General features: G+C 41.3%; 16 protein-coding genes. 5 read left to right on the top strand and 11 right to left on the bottom strand.

Translation table 11 applies throughout. The features are described from left to right. Window positions 1-258 precede the first annotated feature (258 nt). From Q7J63_RS20070 to Q7J63_RS20060, 3 genes are all read left to right on the top strand, one after another. On the top strand, window positions 259-3,459 hold the full coding sequence (locus tag Q7J63_RS20070) for a carboxypeptidase regulatory-like domain-containing protein (protein WP_304888764.1): 3,201 nt from the start codon (window positions 259-261) through the stop codon (window positions 3,457-3,459). A gap of 272 nt (window positions 3,460-3,731) precedes the next feature. Then, window positions 3,732-4,379, top strand: coding sequence for a Crp/Fnr family transcriptional regulator (locus Q7J63_RS20065; RefSeq protein ID WP_304888762.1), 648 nt, complete (start codon window positions 3,732-3,734; stop codon window positions 4,377-4,379). Continuing rightward, a complete protein-coding gene (locus Q7J63_RS20060) occupies window positions 4,376-5,392 on the top strand; it encodes an alkaline phosphatase D family protein (protein ID WP_304888761.1) in 1,017 nt (338 codons plus the stop codon). The genes Q7J63_RS20065 and Q7J63_RS20060 overlap by 4 nt, the downstream gene beginning before the upstream one ends. Before the next feature lie 371 nt (window positions 5,393-5,763). Here the strand turns inward: Q7J63_RS20060 and Q7J63_RS20055 are convergent, their stop codons facing one another. The 3 genes from Q7J63_RS20055 to Q7J63_RS20045 form a co-directional block, all read right to left on the bottom strand. Further along, window positions 5,764-6,216 (bottom strand): hypothetical protein, encoded by a 453-nt coding sequence (locus tag Q7J63_RS20055; protein ID WP_139189647.1) that lies wholly within the window; start codon window positions 6,214-6,216, stop codon window positions 5,764-5,766. Between the two features lie 46 nt (window positions 6,217-6,262). Continuing rightward, window positions 6,263-6,547, bottom strand: a complete 285-nt coding sequence (locus Q7J63_RS20050; RefSeq protein WP_304888760.1) for a YtxH domain-containing protein — start codon at window positions 6,545-6,547, stop codon at window positions 6,263-6,265. 221 nt (window positions 6,548-6,768) lie between these two features. Beyond that, the gene (locus Q7J63_RS20045) at window positions 6,769-7,155 is read right to left on the bottom strand and encodes a hypothetical protein (RefSeq protein ID WP_304888759.1); all 387 of its coding nucleotides are present in this window, start codon (window positions 7,153-7,155) and stop codon (window positions 6,769-6,771) included. Between the two features lie 236 nt (window positions 7,156-7,391). On the opposite strand from Q7J63_RS20045, the gene Q7J63_RS20040 reads away from it, so the two are divergent. Further along, entirely contained in the window at window positions 7,392-8,102 is a 711-nt protein-coding gene (locus Q7J63_RS20040; protein WP_304888758.1) for a 6-phosphogluconolactonase, read from the top strand. Between the two features lie 212 nt (window positions 8,103-8,314). On the opposite strand, the gene Q7J63_RS20035 is transcribed toward Q7J63_RS20040, so the two are convergent. The 8 genes from Q7J63_RS20035 to Q7J63_RS20000 form a co-directional block, all read right to left on the bottom strand. Beyond that, window positions 8,315-10,777 carry a DPP IV N-terminal domain-containing protein gene (locus tag Q7J63_RS20035; protein WP_304888859.1) on the bottom strand — a complete coding sequence of 821 codons (2,463 nt, stop codon included), beginning with the start codon at window positions 10,775-10,777 and terminating at the stop codon, window positions 8,315-8,317. Between the two features lie 230 nt (window positions 10,778-11,007). Further along, window positions 11,008-11,298, bottom strand: coding sequence for a hypothetical protein (locus Q7J63_RS20030; RefSeq protein ID WP_304888756.1), 291 nt, complete (start codon window positions 11,296-11,298; stop codon window positions 11,008-11,010). Window positions 11,299-11,300: 2 nt separating this feature from the next. Beyond that, a complete protein-coding gene (locus tag Q7J63_RS20025; protein WP_304888755.1) occupies window positions 11,301-11,648 on the bottom strand; it encodes a hypothetical protein in 348 nt (115 codons plus the stop codon). A 188-nt stretch (window positions 11,649-11,836) separates the two neighbouring features. After that, a complete protein-coding gene (locus tag Q7J63_RS20020) occupies window positions 11,837-12,094 on the bottom strand; it encodes a hypothetical protein (protein ID WP_304888754.1) in 258 nt (85 codons plus the stop codon). A 567-nt stretch (window positions 12,095-12,661) separates the two neighbouring features. Continuing rightward, window positions 12,662-13,342, bottom strand: coding sequence for a carbonic anhydrase family protein (locus Q7J63_RS20015; RefSeq protein WP_304888857.1), 681 nt, complete (start codon window positions 13,340-13,342; stop codon window positions 12,662-12,664). 2 nt (window positions 13,343-13,344) lie between these two features. Further along, window positions 13,345-14,919: a SulP family inorganic anion transporter gene (locus Q7J63_RS20010; RefSeq protein WP_304888753.1), complete on the bottom strand. Its 1,575-nt coding sequence runs from the start codon at window positions 14,917-14,919 to the stop codon at window positions 13,345-13,347. Window positions 14,920-14,991: 72 nt separating this feature from the next. Further along, a complete protein-coding gene (locus Q7J63_RS20005) occupies window positions 14,992-16,356 on the bottom strand; it encodes a sensor histidine kinase KdpD (RefSeq protein ID WP_304888752.1) in 1,365 nt (454 codons plus the stop codon). 174 nt (window positions 16,357-16,530) lie between these two features. Then, window positions 16,531-17,274 (bottom strand): response regulator transcription factor, encoded by a 744-nt coding sequence (locus Q7J63_RS20000; protein WP_019597038.1) that lies wholly within the window; start codon window positions 17,272-17,274, stop codon window positions 16,531-16,533. 232 nt (window positions 17,275-17,506) lie between these two features. On the opposite strand from Q7J63_RS20000, the gene Q7J63_RS19995 reads away from it, so the two are divergent. Next, window positions 17,507-18,544, top strand: coding sequence for a zinc-dependent alcohol dehydrogenase family protein (locus Q7J63_RS19995; protein WP_304888750.1), 1,038 nt, complete (start codon window positions 17,507-17,509; stop codon window positions 18,542-18,544). Window positions 18,545-18,586: the final 42 nt, after the last annotated feature.

Raw genomic sequence — 18,586 nt, 5'->3', positions numbered from 1 at the left:
CTAATAAATGGGAAACCAAGTCAGCGGCCATGGCCGCTTTGATTTTTTTGAAGTGTAATTTCCTTGGATCTGTTTTTCCTTCATTTGGGAATTTTCATTTTTGGAATCGGTCCTTAGTGACGGTTTACCGTGATGAAATCATTCCAAATAAAACTCCCTGTTACCAAATCTTTAACAATCCTTCACATGTTAATATTTAACATTTTTAGGAATTCAGGAAGGTGATTTTTGCTGCTGTTTTACAAACCAACCTATTTTATGAAACAGAATTTCACCTTTCTTTACCAAGTAAAATCAATGGCCAATTGGAAGGCTATCGTTTTTGCATTATGTATCATTTTTGTATTCCATGATGAAGGACTTGCACAAGCCACCAATTCCACCTTTAGCGGATTGGTTCTAGATGATGTTGGACAACCCTTGATCGGGGCATCGATCTTGGTCATAAACGAATCAACAGGATTTCAGACAGGAACGGTGACTTCCCAGGACGGACGTTTCAATTTACAGCAAATGCCATTGGGTAAACCCTATTCTCTCCAAGTGTCTTTTATCGGGTTTTCCACGCAAAGATTTACTGGATATGAATTGAATCTGGGGGATAGGATCAATGTGGAAATCAAGATGGAATCGAGCAATAGAGAACTCGAAGAAATAGTGATCACTGGAGAGGGATTTCAAAACCAAATCGAAAAATTGGGAGCTGTCACCTCCATTGATGCCAAGCAAATCAAAAATCTTCCCATCGAAGGAAGAAATTTCACCAACCTCACGGCATTATCGCCTTTGCAAGGTGGGGGAGGGCTCAACCTTGGCGGACAACGGGGGACTTCCACCAACGTCACTTTGGATGGGGTGAATGCAAGAAACCAACTTACAGCTGGTCAAATTGGACGTGGTCCCTACACCGTCTCCATTGAAGCGATCCGGGAATTTGAAGTTGCCACCAACTCCTATGATGTCACTCAGGGAAGGCAAGCTGGAGGCGCCTTGAATGCGGTCACCAAAGCAGGTACCAATACGATGGAAGGATCGGCTTTTGTATACCATAGAAATGATAATTTGGCCAGTCCAAACGACATCCGTGGAGTGAAGAGAGAAGTTACTTTCAACAATACGCAGTGGGGTTTCAGTCTTGGAGGCCCGATAATCAAGGATAAAGTTCATTTTTTCACGGTTTTTGATCGTCAGGATGCAGGAGATCCCGTGTTTATCGGCGATATCAGAGGCGAAGACGATGAGCGCAGGCTCAGGATCAGAAAAGATAGTTTGGATAAATTTGTGGACATTGCCCGAAGACTTTATGGGGTAAGCAATGACCAGCAAATCGGGGAATTTTCTCGGAAAACGGTCGCCAATACTATCTTTGCCAGGATAGATTGGCAGATCAACAATAGAAATAAATTGACGATCAGAAACAATTATACGGATTGGTCAAACCCTTTGAGTGTGAATGACAATACCGCCATCAATTTGTCAGAGGTTTATGGTGACTTTTCTTCCAAAGAAAACAGTCTTTTGGTCTCCTTGAGATCCATGGTGAATGCTTCCACCACCAATGAGCTCAAGGTCCAATTCCAACATGCCGAAAGGGCTTTCACTGCGAATACCCAATTGCCTTTTGCCAACATTCCGCGCGCCATTGTCAGGGTAGTTTCCCCTTTTCCGACAGCAGCCAATCCAAATGCTGTCCAGACCACCAATGTGCAAATCGGGGGGCAACGGTTCACTCCCGAGACCAACCTTGAAAGGCAGCTTCATTTTGTCAATACCACCTACATGCAAAGGGGTAAATTCAACATTACCTTGGGTACTGACAATATGGTGACCTATCTGGAAACCCTGCTCAGCAATGAACAAAACGGCAGGTTTTTCTACAATAGCCTTCAGGAATTCGAAAACAATACGCCTTTCCGATATGCAAGGGAAGTTCCTCTCAGGGGATTGCCAATCGTGAAGCAGACTGTGCTGGATTTGTCATTGTTCGGACAAGTGGAATTCAATCCACACAAGGATGTCAATACGGTTTTTGGGCTCAGGTATGACGCAACCCTCTTTATGAACGATGCGGCTTATAACGAAACGCTTTTCAATGAACTGGGAATCAACACAGCAGTGAAGCCAGCCGATTTCAGGAATCTTCAACCCCGTGCCCAGATGACCTGGAATATCAAGGGACAGGATAAGAACGTGATCAAATTTGGAGCAGGTTTGTTCTCTGCCCAGCCACATTATTATGCCCAAGTAAACAATATTCAGAATTCTGGAAAATTACTTGCCGCCATTGATGTTCAGGGAGATTTGGTTCCCGAGGCGGATTTTGTAGGGTACAGGAATGGTGTTCAAGCTCCGGGGATTCCCGAAGGTGCTTCCTTCATTTCCACCATCAATGCGATCAACCCGGATTTTAGGGTCCCCAATACCTTTAAAGCCAATTTGAGCTACAATAAATTCATGGGCAGCCGATTTAGGCTTGGTGCCAATGTGCTTTTCAGTCAGACCTTTAACAATTATGTTTATCTGGAAAGAAACTTGGTGGACAATCCCTATTTCAGGTTGGCCAATGAAGCAGATAGGGGAGTGTTTGTGCCCGCCAATACCATCGGAACCAATGGACAGACCAATTGGCTGAATTCAAGAAAATCTACCAATTTGGGTAGGGTGTTGGAATTGAATTCTACTGCAAAAGCTTATCAGTATGCCTTGATATTGGATGGAAGTGTCAAAATTGGGAAAGACGGTTATTTCACCGCATCCTACACCTACAACCAGGCGTTCGACAATTCTTCCTACAATTGTTGCGTGGCAAATACGTCCACCTTTCTTCCCGTAGTGGATGATTCGAGAAAGCTGAATTGGGGATACTCTGACAATCAATTCAAGAACAAATTGGTATTGAATGGCGCTTCACCGACCTGGAAAGGATTCGTGCTTGGTGCTTCATTGGTCGGGATAGGCGGTTCTAGGTATTCATTTTTGGTCGCCAACGGATCTTTGCAAGGGGACTTTCCTTTGAACAATGCCTTGGCTTATGTTTTTGATCCCAATGACCCCAACACACCCGAAAATGTACGTACCGGTATCAATGCTATTTTAGATGATCCCAACACTTCGGAAAGTACCAAAAAATACCTAAGGGACAGTTTTGGGAAAATTGCCAAAAGAAATGGTGGTGAAAACCCCTTTTTCTACACCATGGATTTGCGCTTGCTCAAGACCATCAAAACCTTCAAGTCGCAGTCACTCGAGCTATCAGGGGACATCTTCAACTTCATGAACTTGCTTGACAAGGAATGGGGTGTAAACAACAATCTGAACGGAGGAAGAAATCTCCAAAGCATCAGAGGTTTTGATCAAGCCACGCAGCGGTACAATTATAATGTAGAATCCGGTGTCGGCATCCTGCCCATCAACGGAACGCCTTGGAGAGTTCAGTTGGGATTGCGGTATTCTTTTTAAATCCCTAAAACAGAGAGCATCCTCTTTGAAAATATTATCCCAGGAAGACGACCATCTATGATGGTAAACTTTCTGGGATTTAAAAAATCATGATCCATGAATGAATGGGTAAGAATTGGCAATGAAAATCCCATGTTTTTAATCTTGGGGAAACCTGGGGGCACGATTGTTAATAGCAGGTTAAAGGGAGGTTAAGTTTTAGAGAAGTCCTAAAAAGAGTACTTAAAAACAAGAGAATTATGTCCAAATTTATACTGTATTCATAGGCGGAAATGGACCTGAAAAAGTACATATTGGAAGAGGTCAAACCTCAACACAGCAGCGCTGTCTTGGGACAACGAAGATTTCAAAAAGGGGAATACATCTACATGCCTCCGACAAAGCCCAATGAGGTCTTTCAAATGGTTTCGGGAGTAGTGAAGATCGGGAGTTACACGATCGATGGCGATGAAGTCTGTTATGATTTTCTTTTTCGGCAAGAGGTCTTTGGAAATTTAAGTTACTTGAATGGTCAGTTTTTTGAATTTGCAAAGGCGGTGACGGATTGTGAATTGACCACCTATGACCTCAGTTTCTACAAGAAAATTATCGTTCATGATCACCTCGTTTCGGAGTGGTTCAATAGGATGGTGGTGTCCAGGTGGTGCAAAGTGGAAACCAAACTGTTCAAGATTTGTACGCTTTCTCCAATGGATAGAATTCTTTCTCTTTTTCAGGAAATGGATCAGAAAATAGAAGATTCCAATGGGAAATTCATTCACCTGCCTTCTTTGATGACCGATTTGGAAATATCCCAACTGACCGGACTAACCCGACAGACCGTCGCCAAGCTATTGAAATCCTATCAAAGGGTTCATGGAATGCCTTTGTTCAAAACCAAAAAAATAAAGTCTTTAAACAATCAATCTTTGCAAAAATGATCAAAACCACAACATTGACAATCCTTTTGATAGGTTCTTGTCTGTTCAATTTTTCCCTAGCCCAAAATCAAAAAGCCAAGAAATTGAAGGTGGAAACCATCAATTTTGGTTCCTGCAACAAACATGACCTTCCGCAGCCTCTTTGGAATCCCATCCTTCGGGACAGCCCGGATGTATGGATATGGTTGGGGGACAATATCTATGGAGATACGCATGACATGGTGCTGTTGAAATCAAAATATGATGTCCAATCCAGTATTCCCGAGTATCAAAAGCTGAAGGAATCCTCCCATATCATCGGCGTTTGGGATGACCACGACTATGGAATCAATGACGGCGGTGTGCACTATATGCAGAAAAAAGAATCCCAAAAAATCATGTTGGATTTTTTGGGAGAGCCTTCGACAAGTCCAAGAAGGAATCAAGAAGGGGTATATGCTTCTTATGATTATGGGATTGGGGAAAATAAAATTAAAGTGATCCTTTTGGACACCCGATACCACCGAGATACGCTTTTGAAGGAAGATAAAATGTACATTCCCAATGAGGAAGGTTCTCTTCTTGGAGATGCGCAGTGGTCCTGGTTGGAAAATGAATTGAAGACAAGTGATGCAGCCGTCCACCTTATAGCCGGGGGCATCCAATTTATTCCTACGGAACACCCCTTCGAAAAGTGGGAAAATTTCCCCAAAGAGAGGCAAAGGCTATTGAATCTGATCGCCAGTTCAAAAACCAAAAACCCGGTTTTATTGAGTGGTGACAGGCACATCGCTGAAGTTTCTCTCCTAAAGGATGCTCGTTTTCCGGCAGGATTGTATGAAATCACTTCAAGTGGCTTGACACATACTTGGAAGGAATACCGAGAGGAATACAATCCCTACCGAGTCGGAAATATGATTGCAAACCTTCATTATGGAACCGTGAAATTCGATTGGGAGGAAAGAAATATGGTCTTTCAAATCAAGGGGGAAGAAGGTCAGGTTTATTTGGAACAAAAAATTCAAGTGCAATAAACACTCCTGAAATTCCTTGGTCTGACAAAAATGGAACGCTGAAGAGTATTTATCAGGAAAAATTTTAGGATACATGGAATCCTTCAACCCGTTTTATGCATTGCGAATGCCTTTCAATACTTTAATTGTCTGATAATTAGTCAGTTGTTGACTTTTGTTGACTTCACCATATCGGTGTCAGGAATTGGTCTCCCAATTGTCTGATTTTCTTTCAATTTCAATCCTATGTGGAAACCTATTGCATATTTCGGGTCCAATTGGGTTTTAAATCTTAAAAAAATAAAAAAGGAGCGGCCAATTATTGCCGCTCCTTTTTAATAAAAAATACCCAACCAAATAATCAAAAAAAGGGTTGAATCGCTGATTTCTAATTATCTTTTGGAAATTGCAGCAATTGATTTTTCAAGTTTATCCAGATCCTGGTCTAAGCTGATTTTGAATGCTTTCAGGTTTTGACCGTTGTCTACTCTGTAATTTAGGATTTGGTTATTTATCCTTGCGTTTTCTGCCTGTAAGTTGTCCAGCTGCTTTTCATACTCTTTTCGTACTTCCGTTTTTTGGTCTTTGGCCTTCACTTTCAATTCCGCAATTTTAAGCTCATTTTCATTGATTCTATTGTCCCATTTGGACTTAAGATCAAGGAATTCGCCAGAGTCCATACGGGCTGTTTCGAGATCTTGCTTTGCTTCTGCAACATCCATTTTTTCATCCGCTAAATTCTGTTCGGCCTTTTCGATTTTTTTCTCCGTGGAGTTCTCACAGCTGATCATTGTTCCCAATGCCACTGCACCTACGAATACCATTTTGAGGAAGTTTGCTTTCATAATTATTTTTTTTGGTATAATATTAATGTGTGTATCCTTGTCCCTGTTATTTGTATTTACCTTGTTCCAACTTATCATTCACCTCGTGGGTAAATTGGTTGAAATTGGTTTTGCTTTTTTCAATGACGCTTTCGGTGGTTGAAAGCAAATCATCTGCTTTCTCTTTCAAGATATCAGAGACAAAATTAGCCAGATCCTGTGCGCCAACAATGACTCTTTCTCTGATCTTGTTCTTCTTGTAAGGAATAAGCATTACGCCAACAGCAGCTCCAAGAAGTCCTAAGGTAATGATGGTCCCTAGCGACTTCCCATTGTTGATTGAGTATTTCATAGTGAATATATTTTAGGGTTGTAATAAAAAGATGTTGATTTTCAACATGACAAAGTTGAGAAAAGAAGTCACTCAAAAAGTTACAGTAAAGAGCGCTTTTTTTATATAATTCACTTGTTCTGGCTGCAGTTTTTAGCGACTTCATAGAACCAAAGCAAAAATCTTGGCTTTGGGCCAAAAAAGGTCGGCAACTCTCCAATATTCAAATGCTTTATTGAAGTTTAGGTCATTGAATTTTTGACCATAAATCCCTTTTCCTTGTTTAGAAGGGGGAAATTAACCTTTTGTACCCCCAATAAATACACAATAGCTCCAATCAACAAGATAAAAAATCCGATGTTGAAGATGTTCGAATACAGATATTCGTTTTCAACCACTCTGTGTGCTTGGTTCAATTGGGATGTGCTGTGGACAGCCATTAAGTTGAACACTTTGAGCATAATGATCAGGAAACCCAATTGTGAAATGAGGATCCCTGTTTTTTTCAGGATGTTCCTATTGAAACTGGGGAAAGCAAATTGATAAAAATATTTTGGTGAGGAAGCATTCGATTTCTCTTTTTGCACCTTCTGCTTTTTATCTGCGGAAGTAGAAAACTGATTCATCATTTTATAAAATTGGTTTTATTGTAATAGAACTGCAAAGTTCGAAAACAATAAAAAATTTACCTTACAACTTTTTAAGAATACATTACATAAATTACTGAAAAGAGAATACGAAATACATTATTGATCAACAAAGATGATTTTGCCTTTTTAAGATGTGATTTGTGTAAATTAGGGAGTATTTAGGCCTGAAACACAGATTCATATTGGAAACAAACAATCAAAAAAATCTTAATCCTATGAAAATAACCTACTTTGATGACAGTTCAAAAATGAGTGCATTTGCATCACTTATGGTTCTCAATGAGTTGAGAAAAAAGCAGTATTTGCTGATTGCTGCTGCGACTGGAGGGTCTCCCGAAGGCCTCTATCAAATGCTGGAGAAAAGATATCAATTCGATCCGGAATTATTTGAAAAACTCAGGGTTTTGAAACTCGATGAATGGGGAGGAATTCCAATGTCTGATCCAGGATCCTGTCATTCCTACCTCAACGAGAAGGTGTTGAAACCCCTTCATGTCAGCTCAGACCGGTATTTGGCTTTTGATTCAGCTGCACCGGATCCAGCGGAAGAATGCCGGCGGATCCAAGAGGAAATTGACCATACGGGACCAATTGATTGCTGTATTCTGGGTTTGGGCAAAAACGGACATATTGGTTTCAATGAGCCTGCTTCAATCTTGTATTCCGATTGCCATGTTGCAAAGCTAAGTGCCGAGACCATTGACCATCCCTTGGTTCAAGCGATGTCCCAAACCCCAAGTTTCGGAATGACTGTAGGAATGAAAGGGATTATGCAATCCAAAAAAATACTGTTGCTCATCACGGGAAGCGGAAAACAAGAGGCGATTAAAAAGCTTATGGAAAAGGAGATTTCCACCCAATTGCCGGCCTCATTTCTTTGGCTTCATGGAGATGTAGAATGTCTGATCGACAAAACGAGTTGCTAAAGAAAACATATTTTCGAGTGTTCTCACAAGCCTGTTTTTGCGTTAGTGAAAAGTTGTTTTCTCACCAACAAAAATTGGAATCGATAACGAATTGAATCTATCCCAACTTTTTGATTGGAAAATCGGGTCAATAGATGAAATAGGATTCTACAAAGAGGGCCCTCCAAGAAAACAAAAAAAATCCAGTGGTGATTACCACTGGATTTTTTCATTTACTTGACTAGCGCTTTTTCTCTTTGGACCTCCAGCATATCCACAGGTGGGGGAGAGTTATCGCCCAATAAGTGCTGGACGAAATAATCGCCCATTCTCCAGAAGAAATATTCTGTCATGTCGCCAAATCCATGTCGCTGCCCTGGCAGGATGATGAAATCGAAGCGTTTGTTGGCCTTGATGAGTGCATTTGCCATTCGGATTGTATTGGCCGGATGGACATTGTTGTCTACATCTCCAGTGACCAATAAGAGCTTTCCTTTAAGGTTTTTGGCCAAATCAGGGTTTTTCTCGATCTGATAGACAAAGGTAGTGTCTCCTTTAGGCGAAATCTGCTCTTTCACGCCGTGGTGCTTCTCCGACCACCAACGGTTATAGATGTTGTTTTCATGGTTTCCGGCACTGGACACCGCGACCTTAAAGAAGTCTGGATAAACCAACAAGGCCGCAGTGGACATGAATCCACCTCCGGAATGTCCGTGGATACCCACTCTTGACTTGTCGATAAAAGAATGCCTGTCAGCCAATTGCTCGACACCTGCTTTTTTGTCCGCCAATCCATAATCCCGAAGGTTTCCATACCCATAATTGTGGTAGTATTTAGACCTACCTGGATGTCCACCTCTGTTGCCCAAAGTCACGACTACAAAACCAAATTGTGCCAATCGATCAACACGATCCATCCCTCTGCCAAAGGCCTTGTTGACGGCTTCCGTTTGTGGTCCCGGATACACATATTGGATGATCGGGTAGGACTTGGTGGAGTCAAAATCAAAAGGTTTGTACATCACCCCATAAAGATCCGTGATTCCATCATCGGCCTTGAATTGGAAAGGCTCTGGAAATTTGTAGCCTGCGGCAAACAATGCGGATAAATCAGTCGCTTCCAAATCCATCACCTTGCGGCCATTGGCGTCATGCAAGACGGAAACGGGTGCGGTATTGACCCTGGAGGAATTGTTGACAAAATAACTTCCCTGATCGTTTAGGTTGGCGTCATGGTTGAAATTCCCGTTGTTGAGCAGCGTGACAGCACCACCGTCCAATCCGACACTGTAAAGATGGGTGTAGTAGGGGTCTTCTCCTTTTTCACGGCCATTGGCCACAAAAAATACTTTTCTGCCTTTTGTATCCACATTTTCAATGCCGTCCACATGAAAAGCACCGGTTGTCAGTTGCCTTTTAAGGCTGCCATCTGCTCCATAAAGGTACAAATGACCCCATCCATCCCTTTCTGACCAATGGATGATTTCTCTCCCGTCATTGATGATTTCTGGTTTTACGATTTCTATATAGGTGTTGCTTCTTTCTTCTACAACTACCTCTTTTTGATTTGTCGTCAGGTTCCATCTGCAGATGTCAATTTTTTTCAAGTCTCTGGAACTTAGAGAAAAGTAAAATGAATCCTTATTTCCCAACCATTTCACAGGCTTGAAGTCATCATCCCTTGCGTTTTTCGGCAAACTTTCTGACCAAAGACCCAAAGATTGGTCCTTGTAAGTGCCCACGGGCAGGACATTTAATTTCTCAGTTGTGAAAGAATAATGTGCAAGCTCTTGTACCGGCTGTTCTTTTTCTCCCGGCATGGCATATTTGTAGGTTTCCAAAGTGGGTCTGGGATTTCTGGAATTGTGCAATACCCATAGATCTTTTACTTTCCGGTTGTCGGTTCGCGAAAAAACAAACTGCTTTGCGTCTGGTCCCCATAGGATGCCGGCTCTTTTTCGTTTGTCCTTGTTTTTTTCTTCTTCCTCGTTGTCTTCTCCTCTTCCGCCACTGCCATAATCAAAATCCTTTTCCCCGTTTTCAGTAAGCTTGTGCTCCACGATGGTACTGTCTTTTTCATCTTTCACGGCTTTCAGGAAATTCTCCTTGTCCATCCAGTAGAGATTGTGGTTGCGTGCGAATACCACCTTGGAGGAATCCGGGGCAATGTTTGCCCAAGCCTGACGCTCTGGATCTTTAGCGGCATCCTTGATTTCGGTGAGTTGTCGATTGGACAGGTTGTATTGGAAAACAAAGGTCTTTTTTTCCAAGGAATCCTTGGCACTCTTGTTTTTTTCCTTGATTTCAGCCCAATCCTTTTTCAGGACCTCTTCAGTGCCTTTCACTTTAAACCTGATGGTGTTTTCATCTTCCATGAATTTCAAGTTTTCCAATTTCAGGTTTTGTCCATCAAATGGATCCTTGACGATCTTGGTGATTTCCATGGCCAGTTTATCCCTGTCAAACAATTGGGTTTTTGACTTTTGGACAGGATCTACCAAGTAATAAAATTTACCTTCTGGGGTTTCGTACTCATACCAGAATTTGTTTGATTTCTTTAGCCAATGTGGATCCACAGAGGTGGAGAAAATCATTTTTTTAAGCTTTTCGGGTGAAAATCTAGCGGCAAGCTCATAGTTGCCTTTTTCTACGTTTTCCTGTGCAAATCCCACCTGGAAAAGCAAAAGGAAACCCATAACTGTTAAATTTTTTTTCATATTCATGTCAATTTCAGACTTCGAAACTAAAACAATCATAGAATATTGGGGAACCATTGGTGTAAAAATCGCAAATTTAAGAGGGAGGCAAGTCACCTCCGGCAGGTGCTGCAATCCATGAAAAATCAATGGAAAAAAACCAATGGTATTCAACCTTAAGTATTCCGGAATTTTAACTACATGAAATTTGAATTAATGGATATTCTGGGCTATTTGAGAATCTTTCTTTTTACTTTTTTTGCCATGTCCACCAAAGCATGTGCTTTGGAAAGCAGTTTTGATTTCAGCCTTAACTTCTCTTCAATTTTGCGATCCAAGGCAATATTTAAGATTTGGAGGAGCTCCAGGGGAATCATGCTGTAAATTTCTCTTTGAAAGTGCCTGGAACTTAAAGTCAATGGGGATTCGCGCGTCACTATTTTTCCCAAGCCAAAAAGGTGACAGTTTTCGGTTTTTTCGACAAAGCCGTCCAAAACACCATTCATCAATTGGTGCCGCATTTTCACATTTTTTCCCAAATATTTAGGATTCTGCAGGAAAAAACGAAATGCTTAAGATGATGGGTTTGACGGTCTAAACTGTAAAAACCCACTACACCATAATCCCCATAATTGTCTTTTACTTGGATGATGGCTGAGGAATAATCACCGTCATTGATCAGCGCTTCCAGTTCGGCTGACCCAGATCTTATTTTGGTAAAATTATGTTGGTTCGTCCGTTCCAATAATTTCAAAATCCTTTCTTTTTGGTCTGTCAAATCCGTGATGAAATGAATCCTGATGTTGGAAGCTTTTAGGAATTCGATATTGCTATTGAAGGAGGTCATGGCGATGCCTTTTTCTTCAAGCAACTTGTACAGCTATAATCTTGAATCGGATTGATCATCTTTCCCTTTGAATGCAGGATGTTCTAGGATTTGTTCCGTAAAGTCGGGCAGGTGGATGTTAAGATTTGGATTGTAGAATTTTGCTTCTTCCAAATTCAGATGATTGTCGTCCAAAAACAAAACGTTGACATCCCGAAGCTGACATTGATGGATTACATTTTGGATAAGGACTCCTTTTGGTTGCCATTCGATGGCGGGGAAAACGAAATAATCCCAAATCCCAAATTCAGCCAGTTTTTCTTTGGCTTGCTCATAATCGTTTTTGGAAACAAGGCTGTTGAAAATCCCTCTTTCGGTGAGGGTTTTGACCAGATGTGTTTTTTTTCAATAGGGCTTACGCCTTCCTTTGAAAGCGTACCTTGCCAGAAGGTTTCATCTAGGTCCCAAATCACCAGTTTAATATTTTCCATTGCAATGTTATTTTACCTCAACAAAGACTTTGAAAAATCGCCTTTTTCGGATGCTAAAGAATTGAATTTTTACTTTACTCAATAAGCCGGTATTTAGGCAAAAGCTTCTTTGGGTCGATCGATGGTAACTATCTGTTTTGGGAGATAGTCAAAGACCCAATTGACCTAAATCATTAAAATTATACTGTGATAGGGTAAACAATCCGCTTAATCAAATTTACAGATTTGAAAAGCTATGAAAAATGAAATTTTTTTAAGGTATTGTTCCTTGTTTTTGGATCCTCGGAATTGATCGAATTGCTATTGACTCTTGCTATGGTGAAAAAAATTCAAAAAAATATGCTCTTCTGAAATGCGATTTTTCTAAAAAAATGAATGATCGAACCCGATAAATCTCAAACCAATTCTAAACACAAGGCTCCATGAAAATAATAGCATAAAGAATGCTTTTATTTTCATGGAGCCATAATCAAAGCCAATTCTCATCAATATGATTTTTGAGTTTTCCCTATTCTCGCGAAAGAATTTTAAAAAAGAGGTTTCCCTCCCCAAACAATCAATTTTTGCCTAATCGTCTTGGCGACGGGTCGATTCAATGTTTGAATGTGTGATCAAGGTATCCTCATAAAATTCAACCATTCCTGTGTCCAAGTCATGCATGGCCCCAATGATGGCAATTTTACCCTTTTCGATCATTTGCTCGAGGATATAACTTCTCTCGATGATGGCTTGAACCGATCTCTTTACGCTAATGGTCGCCACATTTTCTACAAAAACTGCATTGGAAGAATTCCTTTGGCTTTCGTCAAGCGTTTCTTTTTCCAGATATACAGCTGTTTGAAGCTTTGCAAGCAATTCGGTTAGGTTTCCCATTTCCACATGGTCACAAGCCCCTTTTACCGCTCCACATCGGGAATGTCCCAACACCACCAATAGTTTGGAGCCGGCGAGTTTACAGGCAAATTCCATACTCCCGATAATGTCGGTATTGACGATGTTACCGGCGATCCGGATGGAAAAAATATCTCCCAACCCTTGGTCAAAAATCAACTCAGCTGAAGTCCTGCTGTCTATGCAGCTCAGGATGGTGGCGAAGGGCCATTGTCCGTTTCTGGTCTGATTGGCTTGTTGAAGCAAATCTCGGTTGGCTTTGAGGTTGTTCATAAATCGCTCATTTCCTTCCTTCAAAATTTCCAAGGCTCTCTCTGGAGTTATACTCGATTGGTATTCTTTGTCGATTGCTTTCATCATTAAACTGATAGTACGTGAGTTTGATTTTCTATTTTATAAGCATCCCTAAAACCAATGAGGGTTACCGTAATGTTTTTGTCTTTTGCGCCTATGGCAATAAAATCCTTGATCAACTGCAAAACATCAAAGTCGATATAAACCGTTTTGGAGGCGTCAATAACAATTTTACTATTTTCTGGCAAATGTATGATGGTCTGTTTTATCGCTGCTTTGTTAAGAAAAGAGACTTCTTGTGCCAGTTCAATATATACAGTTTGCCCTTCCACATGATCTTCATTCTTGAAGAAATATGCCAATTTTAAATTGCCTTTCAAAATAAAAAAGACACTTACTACCAATCCGATTCCCACACCTTTCAATAAATCGGTGGCTACTACCGCCACAACTGTTACCAAAAAGGGGATAAATTGAAATTTTCCATTGTCCCACATGTGTTTGAATACGGTTGGACTAGCCAGTTTATAACCCACCATGATCAGCACAGCGGCAAGACTGGCCAGCGGAATCTTGTTCAGGATAAAAGGGATTGCCAATACTGCACCTGCCAGGAAAACACCATGGGTGATGGCGGCCACTTTTGTTCTTCCTCCTGATTTAACGTTGGCAGAAGTTCTTACGATGACAGATGTCATGGGTAGGCCTCCGATTAGTCCGCTCAGGATGTTTCCGATTCCCTGGGCTTTCAGTTCGGTATTCGTGTTGGTAAATCGTTTCAAGGGATCAATTTGATCGGCGGCTTCTATGCAAAGCAATGTTTCTATACTGGCCACTACGGCTATGGTTATCCCAATGATCCAAACATCAAGATTGCCGATTGCGGAAATGTCCGGAGTGGCAAATTGTCCAAGGAAATCATCCAAAGTAGCCGGGATCGGAAGATTGACCAAATGCTCCTGACTGATGTCAAAAGGAGATCCCGTTCTGATAAAAAATTCATTCATCAAAGTTCCGACCACCACGGCCACCAAAGCACCGGGAAGAAGTTTTAATTTTTGAAGGAAACCGATCTTATTGAAACTGATCAGGATCGCCATAGAAACCACCGTGACCATGATGGCCCCCATATGGGCAAAATTGACTGCATCTTTAATATCGGAAATCAAATGACTGGAGGTGCCGTTTTTGTCAATGAAGAAAAATTCTCCCTCGTGGATGACATCATAGCCGATCGCATGGGGAAGTTGGGTCAATATGATGATGATCCCAATGGCAGCCAACATTCCTTCGATTACATTGGAGGGGAAATAATTGGAGATGGTACCAGCTTTGGCATATCCAAGGGCAAGCTGGATAAAGCCGGCAATGATTATGGATACCAAGAGTGCTTCAAAAGACCCAAGGCCGATGATTGCCGCTAAGATGATTGCGGTAAGGCCAGCTGCTGGACCTGAAACACTTAAATTGGAATTGCTCAGAAAGCCTACGACTATACCTCCGATGACTCCCGAAATGATCCCCGAAAAAAGAGGGGCTCCACTGGCAAGCGCAATACCTAGACACAAGGGGAGGGCTATCAAAAATACAACTAGGCCTGCTAAAATGTCTGTTTTAAAATACTGGGAATTGAATTTCATTTATTTATAGTGCTGATTTGATCTTCAAAGATCCGAAAGAGCACCTTAAAATGGCCTTAAAAAGGATAAAGATTAACTTAAAGGCAGGGTGATCGTGAATTTATTTGATATCAAATCTTCATTGCTGTAGACGACTTCTCCTTGGTGCATTCTCAATATTTTCCGGATAAAAACCAAGCCCAAACCAAAGCCTCTTTTTCCTTGGCTGTTTTTCCCCCTGAAATAATGCTCATAGATATACTTTTTTTCGTCTTCATTGATTACCGGGCCCTTATTGATGAATTCAAGTTGCAAAAGTTTTGCCCGGGGAATGATGTTGATTTTAGCTTTGTAATCATCGCTGTATTGAATACAATTGATCATCAAGTTGGACAAAGCCGCTTTCAACAACCTTAAATTTGCCGGGACCGTTAGTTTTTGCTCGTCTTCAATGGTTTCGGCATACTCAATGGAAAAATGGAATTCGGGGTGAAGCACACCAAACTCCTCAGCCAAGTCAAAAATCAGTTCGTCCACCCTTATTTTGGTCAATTTTGGAATACTTCCCGATTCCGTTTTGGAAATCTCCATCAGGGAATTGATGATTTTGCTGAGGTTTTCGGTATCCTCTTTTTGGTTTTTTATGAGATATTTGATTTTCTCCAAATCGGATTCCTGTTCGATCCTTTCGAAATTTGAAACCAACACCGCAATGGGCGTTTTCAATTCATGGGAAATATGTTGGACTGCATTTTTTTGAAAGGAAAAAGCCTCGTTCATGCGTTGCATCAGTTCATTGAACCGCTGTCCCATGATGGCCACTTCATTCTTGCTTCCGGTGGTCACTATTGGATTGAATTTGACTTCAAAATTAAAATCCTTGATTTGTTTGGTTAGGGAGACGATAGGGTCTGTGATCTTTTTGGATAGATAATGTGACATCAGGATGATGATCACAGAGATGGCCATGAAAGTGAGCGAAAAAATAAACCGCAGGTAATCCAAGTAATGAAATCCTGCCAAATCGTGCGCCTTGCTGATCCCGTAATAGACCAAACCCTTACTTTCAACCTTGATTCCTAGGATTTCAAATTCCCCCTCTTTTAGCTCAACTTTGTCCACTTCCTGAGCCAATTCATTCAGAATGTTTTGGGTAAAGGTGATTTGTGACTGCTGGATACTGGAGTGGATCAGTTTTTGGTTAGCGTCAAAGATCAATATCTTTTCATTGTAATATTCGTCAATAGAAATACGGTCCATCGTACCGATCAGTTTTTCATCGATTTCCCTGATTTCTGTTAGGAAATTCAGCGTCGTGAGGATTTTGTCCTGTTGCTGCTGTTGAAATTCTTCCTTCCGGTAATCGTAAAACAACATGTAAATGAAAACCAAAGTGATGCCCACCAAAACAATGGTTACCACGGAGAAATTCCAGATTATTTTTTTCCTGATGTTCATTTAACCCGTTTTATGCATTACGAACTCCATTTAATATTTTAATTTACTGATAATCAATTAGGTGTTGACTATTTTTGACTTCACCCTATTGGTGTTAGGAATTGTTCTCCCAGTAGTCTGATTTTCTTTCAGTTTCATTCCCATTTGGAAACCTATTGCATATTTCGGGTTTAATCATCCCGCTATGGTTCCGGTGTTGTCTTCAAAAAAGTAACCAAAGCCTATTTTGGTTTTGATCGAGTTTTGCCCAAAGGGTTTGTCAACTTTCTTCCGCAAAAAGTTGATGTACACCTCGATGGTGTTGGAGTTGGCATCAAATGAGGTTCCCCAAATCTCGGAGATCAGGGATTTTTTGGCCACCAATTCCCCTCTGGAAAGCACCAGCCGCAAAAGGATTTGGTATTCTCTTGGCGTGAGTTGGATCTCAATCCCCTGACGAGTCACTTTTTTGATTTCTGTTTGGATTATCAAATCTCCCATGATGATGGTTTGGGAGACCTTAGCGGCATTTATATTCGTGCTTCTTCTCTTGATCAGGGAATTGATTTTTAAGACCAATTCCTTCATAAAAAATGGCTTTGTCAGATAATCGTCTGCACCGGATTCGTATCCCAAGACCTTGTCTTCGATTTCATCAAAGGCAGTCAGCATCAACACAGGTGTTTCCTTGTTGTATTTTCTGAATTCTTGGCACAAATCATATCCGTTTTTATAGGGCAGATTGATGTCTAACAAGACGCAGTCATAATTTGATTTGCGGAGCATTTTGGACGCCAGCAACCCGTCAAAGACCGTTTCTACCTTCATCTGTTCCTCCATCAAAGCATCCTTGATATTCCTGTTCAATGCAGGGTCGTCTTCTACGAGCAAAATCCTTTTCAAGTCCTGATTCCAGTGGGTGAATTGTAAAGTTAACATTTAATTTCTGTATGCTTGGTATTTGAAAATGATCTCCTGCAGCCCGGGAACTCTCGGGAGGTTTTCGTCACCAGGAAATAGATCAACCAAAAAGGTTTGAACATTCTTAAATGGAAAAAGGAATAAGTCAGTCATTTTCGTTACCTTAAAATATTGAAAAACAATATTTTAATTCCTTTTGGCGCCGTTGAGGAGGTGATTTTTTTTCTCACTTTTGAAGATTTAAAAAAAAATGAAAGCCTGGCTTATCCAAAATATTTCGGATCTAGCACTAGAAACAAAGCCTTTGCATCTGGTGGATATTCCTTTGCCTGTTCCAAAGAAAAATCAGATACTGATTAAAGTGCGTTGCTGTGGGGTTTGTCATACGGAATTGGATGAAATTGAGGGAAGAACGCCACCTGCCTATTTCCCGGTGGTTCCGGGTCATCAAGTCGTGGGAATAGTTGAAGCGTGTGGGGTAGAGACCTTTCGATTCCAAAAAGGAGATCGGGTGGGTGTCGCATGGATATTTTCCGCTTGTGGACAGTGTGAATTTTGCTTGTCGGGATTGGAAAATCTGTGTCCTGATTTTAGGGCCACAGGAAGGGATGCCAATGGGGGATATGCGGAATATATGGTGATTGATGCGTCTTATGCTTTCAAAATCCCAAGTGATTTTTCAGACCTTGAAACGGCCCCTCTTTTGTGTGCGGGTGCGATTGGGTACAGGGCATTGATGCTTGCAGGACTTTTGGATGGGCAGATACTTGGGCTATCTGGTTTTGGAGCATCTGCGCATCTGGTTTTGAAGATGGCAAGATACCTCTATCCCGAATCCAAAATATTTGTTTTTGCCAGGAATCTCCATGAGCGACAATTTGCACTTCAACTTGGTGCAAATTGGGCTGGGGACCATTCCGAAGTTCCGCCAAATAAGCTCAACGCAATCATCGATACCACTCCGGTTTGGAATACGATAGTACAGGCATTGTTTCACCTAAAACCTGGTGGAGGACTGGTCATCAATGCGATCAGGAAGGAGTCGACTGACCAGCGGGCACTCTTACAGATCCGCTACCAGGATCACTTGTGGATGGAGAAGAATATCAAAACCGTAGCAAACATCACAAGATCGGACGTTGAAAATTTTCTGGCTCTGGCGGCATCGATCCCCATCAAGCCTGTGGTGGAGACTTACCCTTTTGAAAAAGCCAATGAAGCTATCATGGATTTGAAACATAAGCACGTGAAAGGTGCTAAAGTGATTGTTTTCCCAATAGAGGACTAAAATTAAAAAGCATATTTTACCTGCGTTGGCCAATTCCCTTGT

The organism is Rhodonellum sp. (assembly GCF_030656585.1).
Lineage (GTDB): Bacteria > Bacteroidota > Bacteroidia > Cytophagales > Cyclobacteriaceae > Rhodonellum > Rhodonellum psychrophilum.
Note: the sequence above shows the minus strand (reverse complement) of the source record. Positions and strands in the feature narration are given on the sequence as shown.

What these genes read in the sequence shown, in the direction of transcription:
- Q7J63_RS20070 (WP_304888764.1), top strand. Translation starts at nt 259, where the DNA reads ATGAAACAGAATTTCACCTTTCTTTACCAAGTAAAATCAATGGCCAAT.
- Q7J63_RS20065 (WP_304888762.1), top strand. Translation starts at nt 3,732, where the DNA reads ATGGACCTGAAAAAGTACATATTGGAAGAGGTCAAACCTCAACACAGC.
- Q7J63_RS20060 (WP_304888761.1), top strand. Translation starts at nt 4,376, where the DNA reads ATGATCAAAACCACAACATTGACAATCCTTTTGATAGGTTCTTGTCTG.
- Q7J63_RS20055 (WP_139189647.1), bottom strand. Translation starts at nt 6,216, where the DNA reads ATGAAAGCAAACTTCCTCAAAATGGTATTCGTAGGTGCAGTGGCATTG.
- Q7J63_RS20050 (WP_304888760.1), bottom strand. Translation starts at nt 6,547, where the DNA reads ATGAAATACTCAATCAACAATGGGAAGTCGCTAGGGACCATCATTACC.
- Q7J63_RS20045 (WP_304888759.1), bottom strand. Translation starts at nt 7,155, where the DNA reads ATGATGAATCAGTTTTCTACTTCCGCAGATAAAAAGCAGAAGGTGCAA.
- Q7J63_RS20040 (WP_304888758.1), top strand. Translation starts at nt 7,392, where the DNA reads ATGAAAATAACCTACTTTGATGACAGTTCAAAAATGAGTGCATTTGCA.
- Q7J63_RS20035 (WP_304888859.1), bottom strand. Translation starts at nt 10,777, where the DNA reads ATGGGTTTCCTTTTGCTTTTCCAGGTGGGATTTGCACAGGAAAACGTA.
- Q7J63_RS20030 (WP_304888756.1), bottom strand. Translation starts at nt 11,298, where the DNA reads ATGCGGCACCAATTGATGAATGGTGTTTTGGACGGCTTTGTCGAAAAA.
- Q7J63_RS20020 (WP_304888754.1), bottom strand. Translation starts at nt 12,094, where the DNA reads ATGGAAAATATTAAACTGGTGATTTGGGACCTAGATGAAACCTTCTGG.
- Q7J63_RS20015 (WP_304888857.1), bottom strand. Translation starts at nt 13,342, where the DNA reads ATGAAAGCAATCGACAAAGAATACCAATCGAGTATAACTCCAGAGAGA.
- Q7J63_RS20010 (WP_304888753.1), bottom strand. Translation starts at nt 14,919, where the DNA reads ATGAAATTCAATTCCCAGTATTTTAAAACAGACATTTTAGCAGGCCTA.
- Q7J63_RS20005 (WP_304888752.1), bottom strand. Translation starts at nt 16,356, where the DNA reads ATGAACATCAGGAAAAAAATAATCTGGAATTTCTCCGTGGTAACCATT.
- Q7J63_RS20000 (WP_019597038.1), bottom strand. Translation starts at nt 17,274, where the DNA reads ATGTTAACTTTACAATTCACCCACTGGAATCAGGACTTGAAAAGGATT.
- Q7J63_RS19995 (WP_304888750.1), top strand. Translation starts at nt 17,507, where the DNA reads ATGAAAGCCTGGCTTATCCAAAATATTTCGGATCTAGCACTAGAAACA.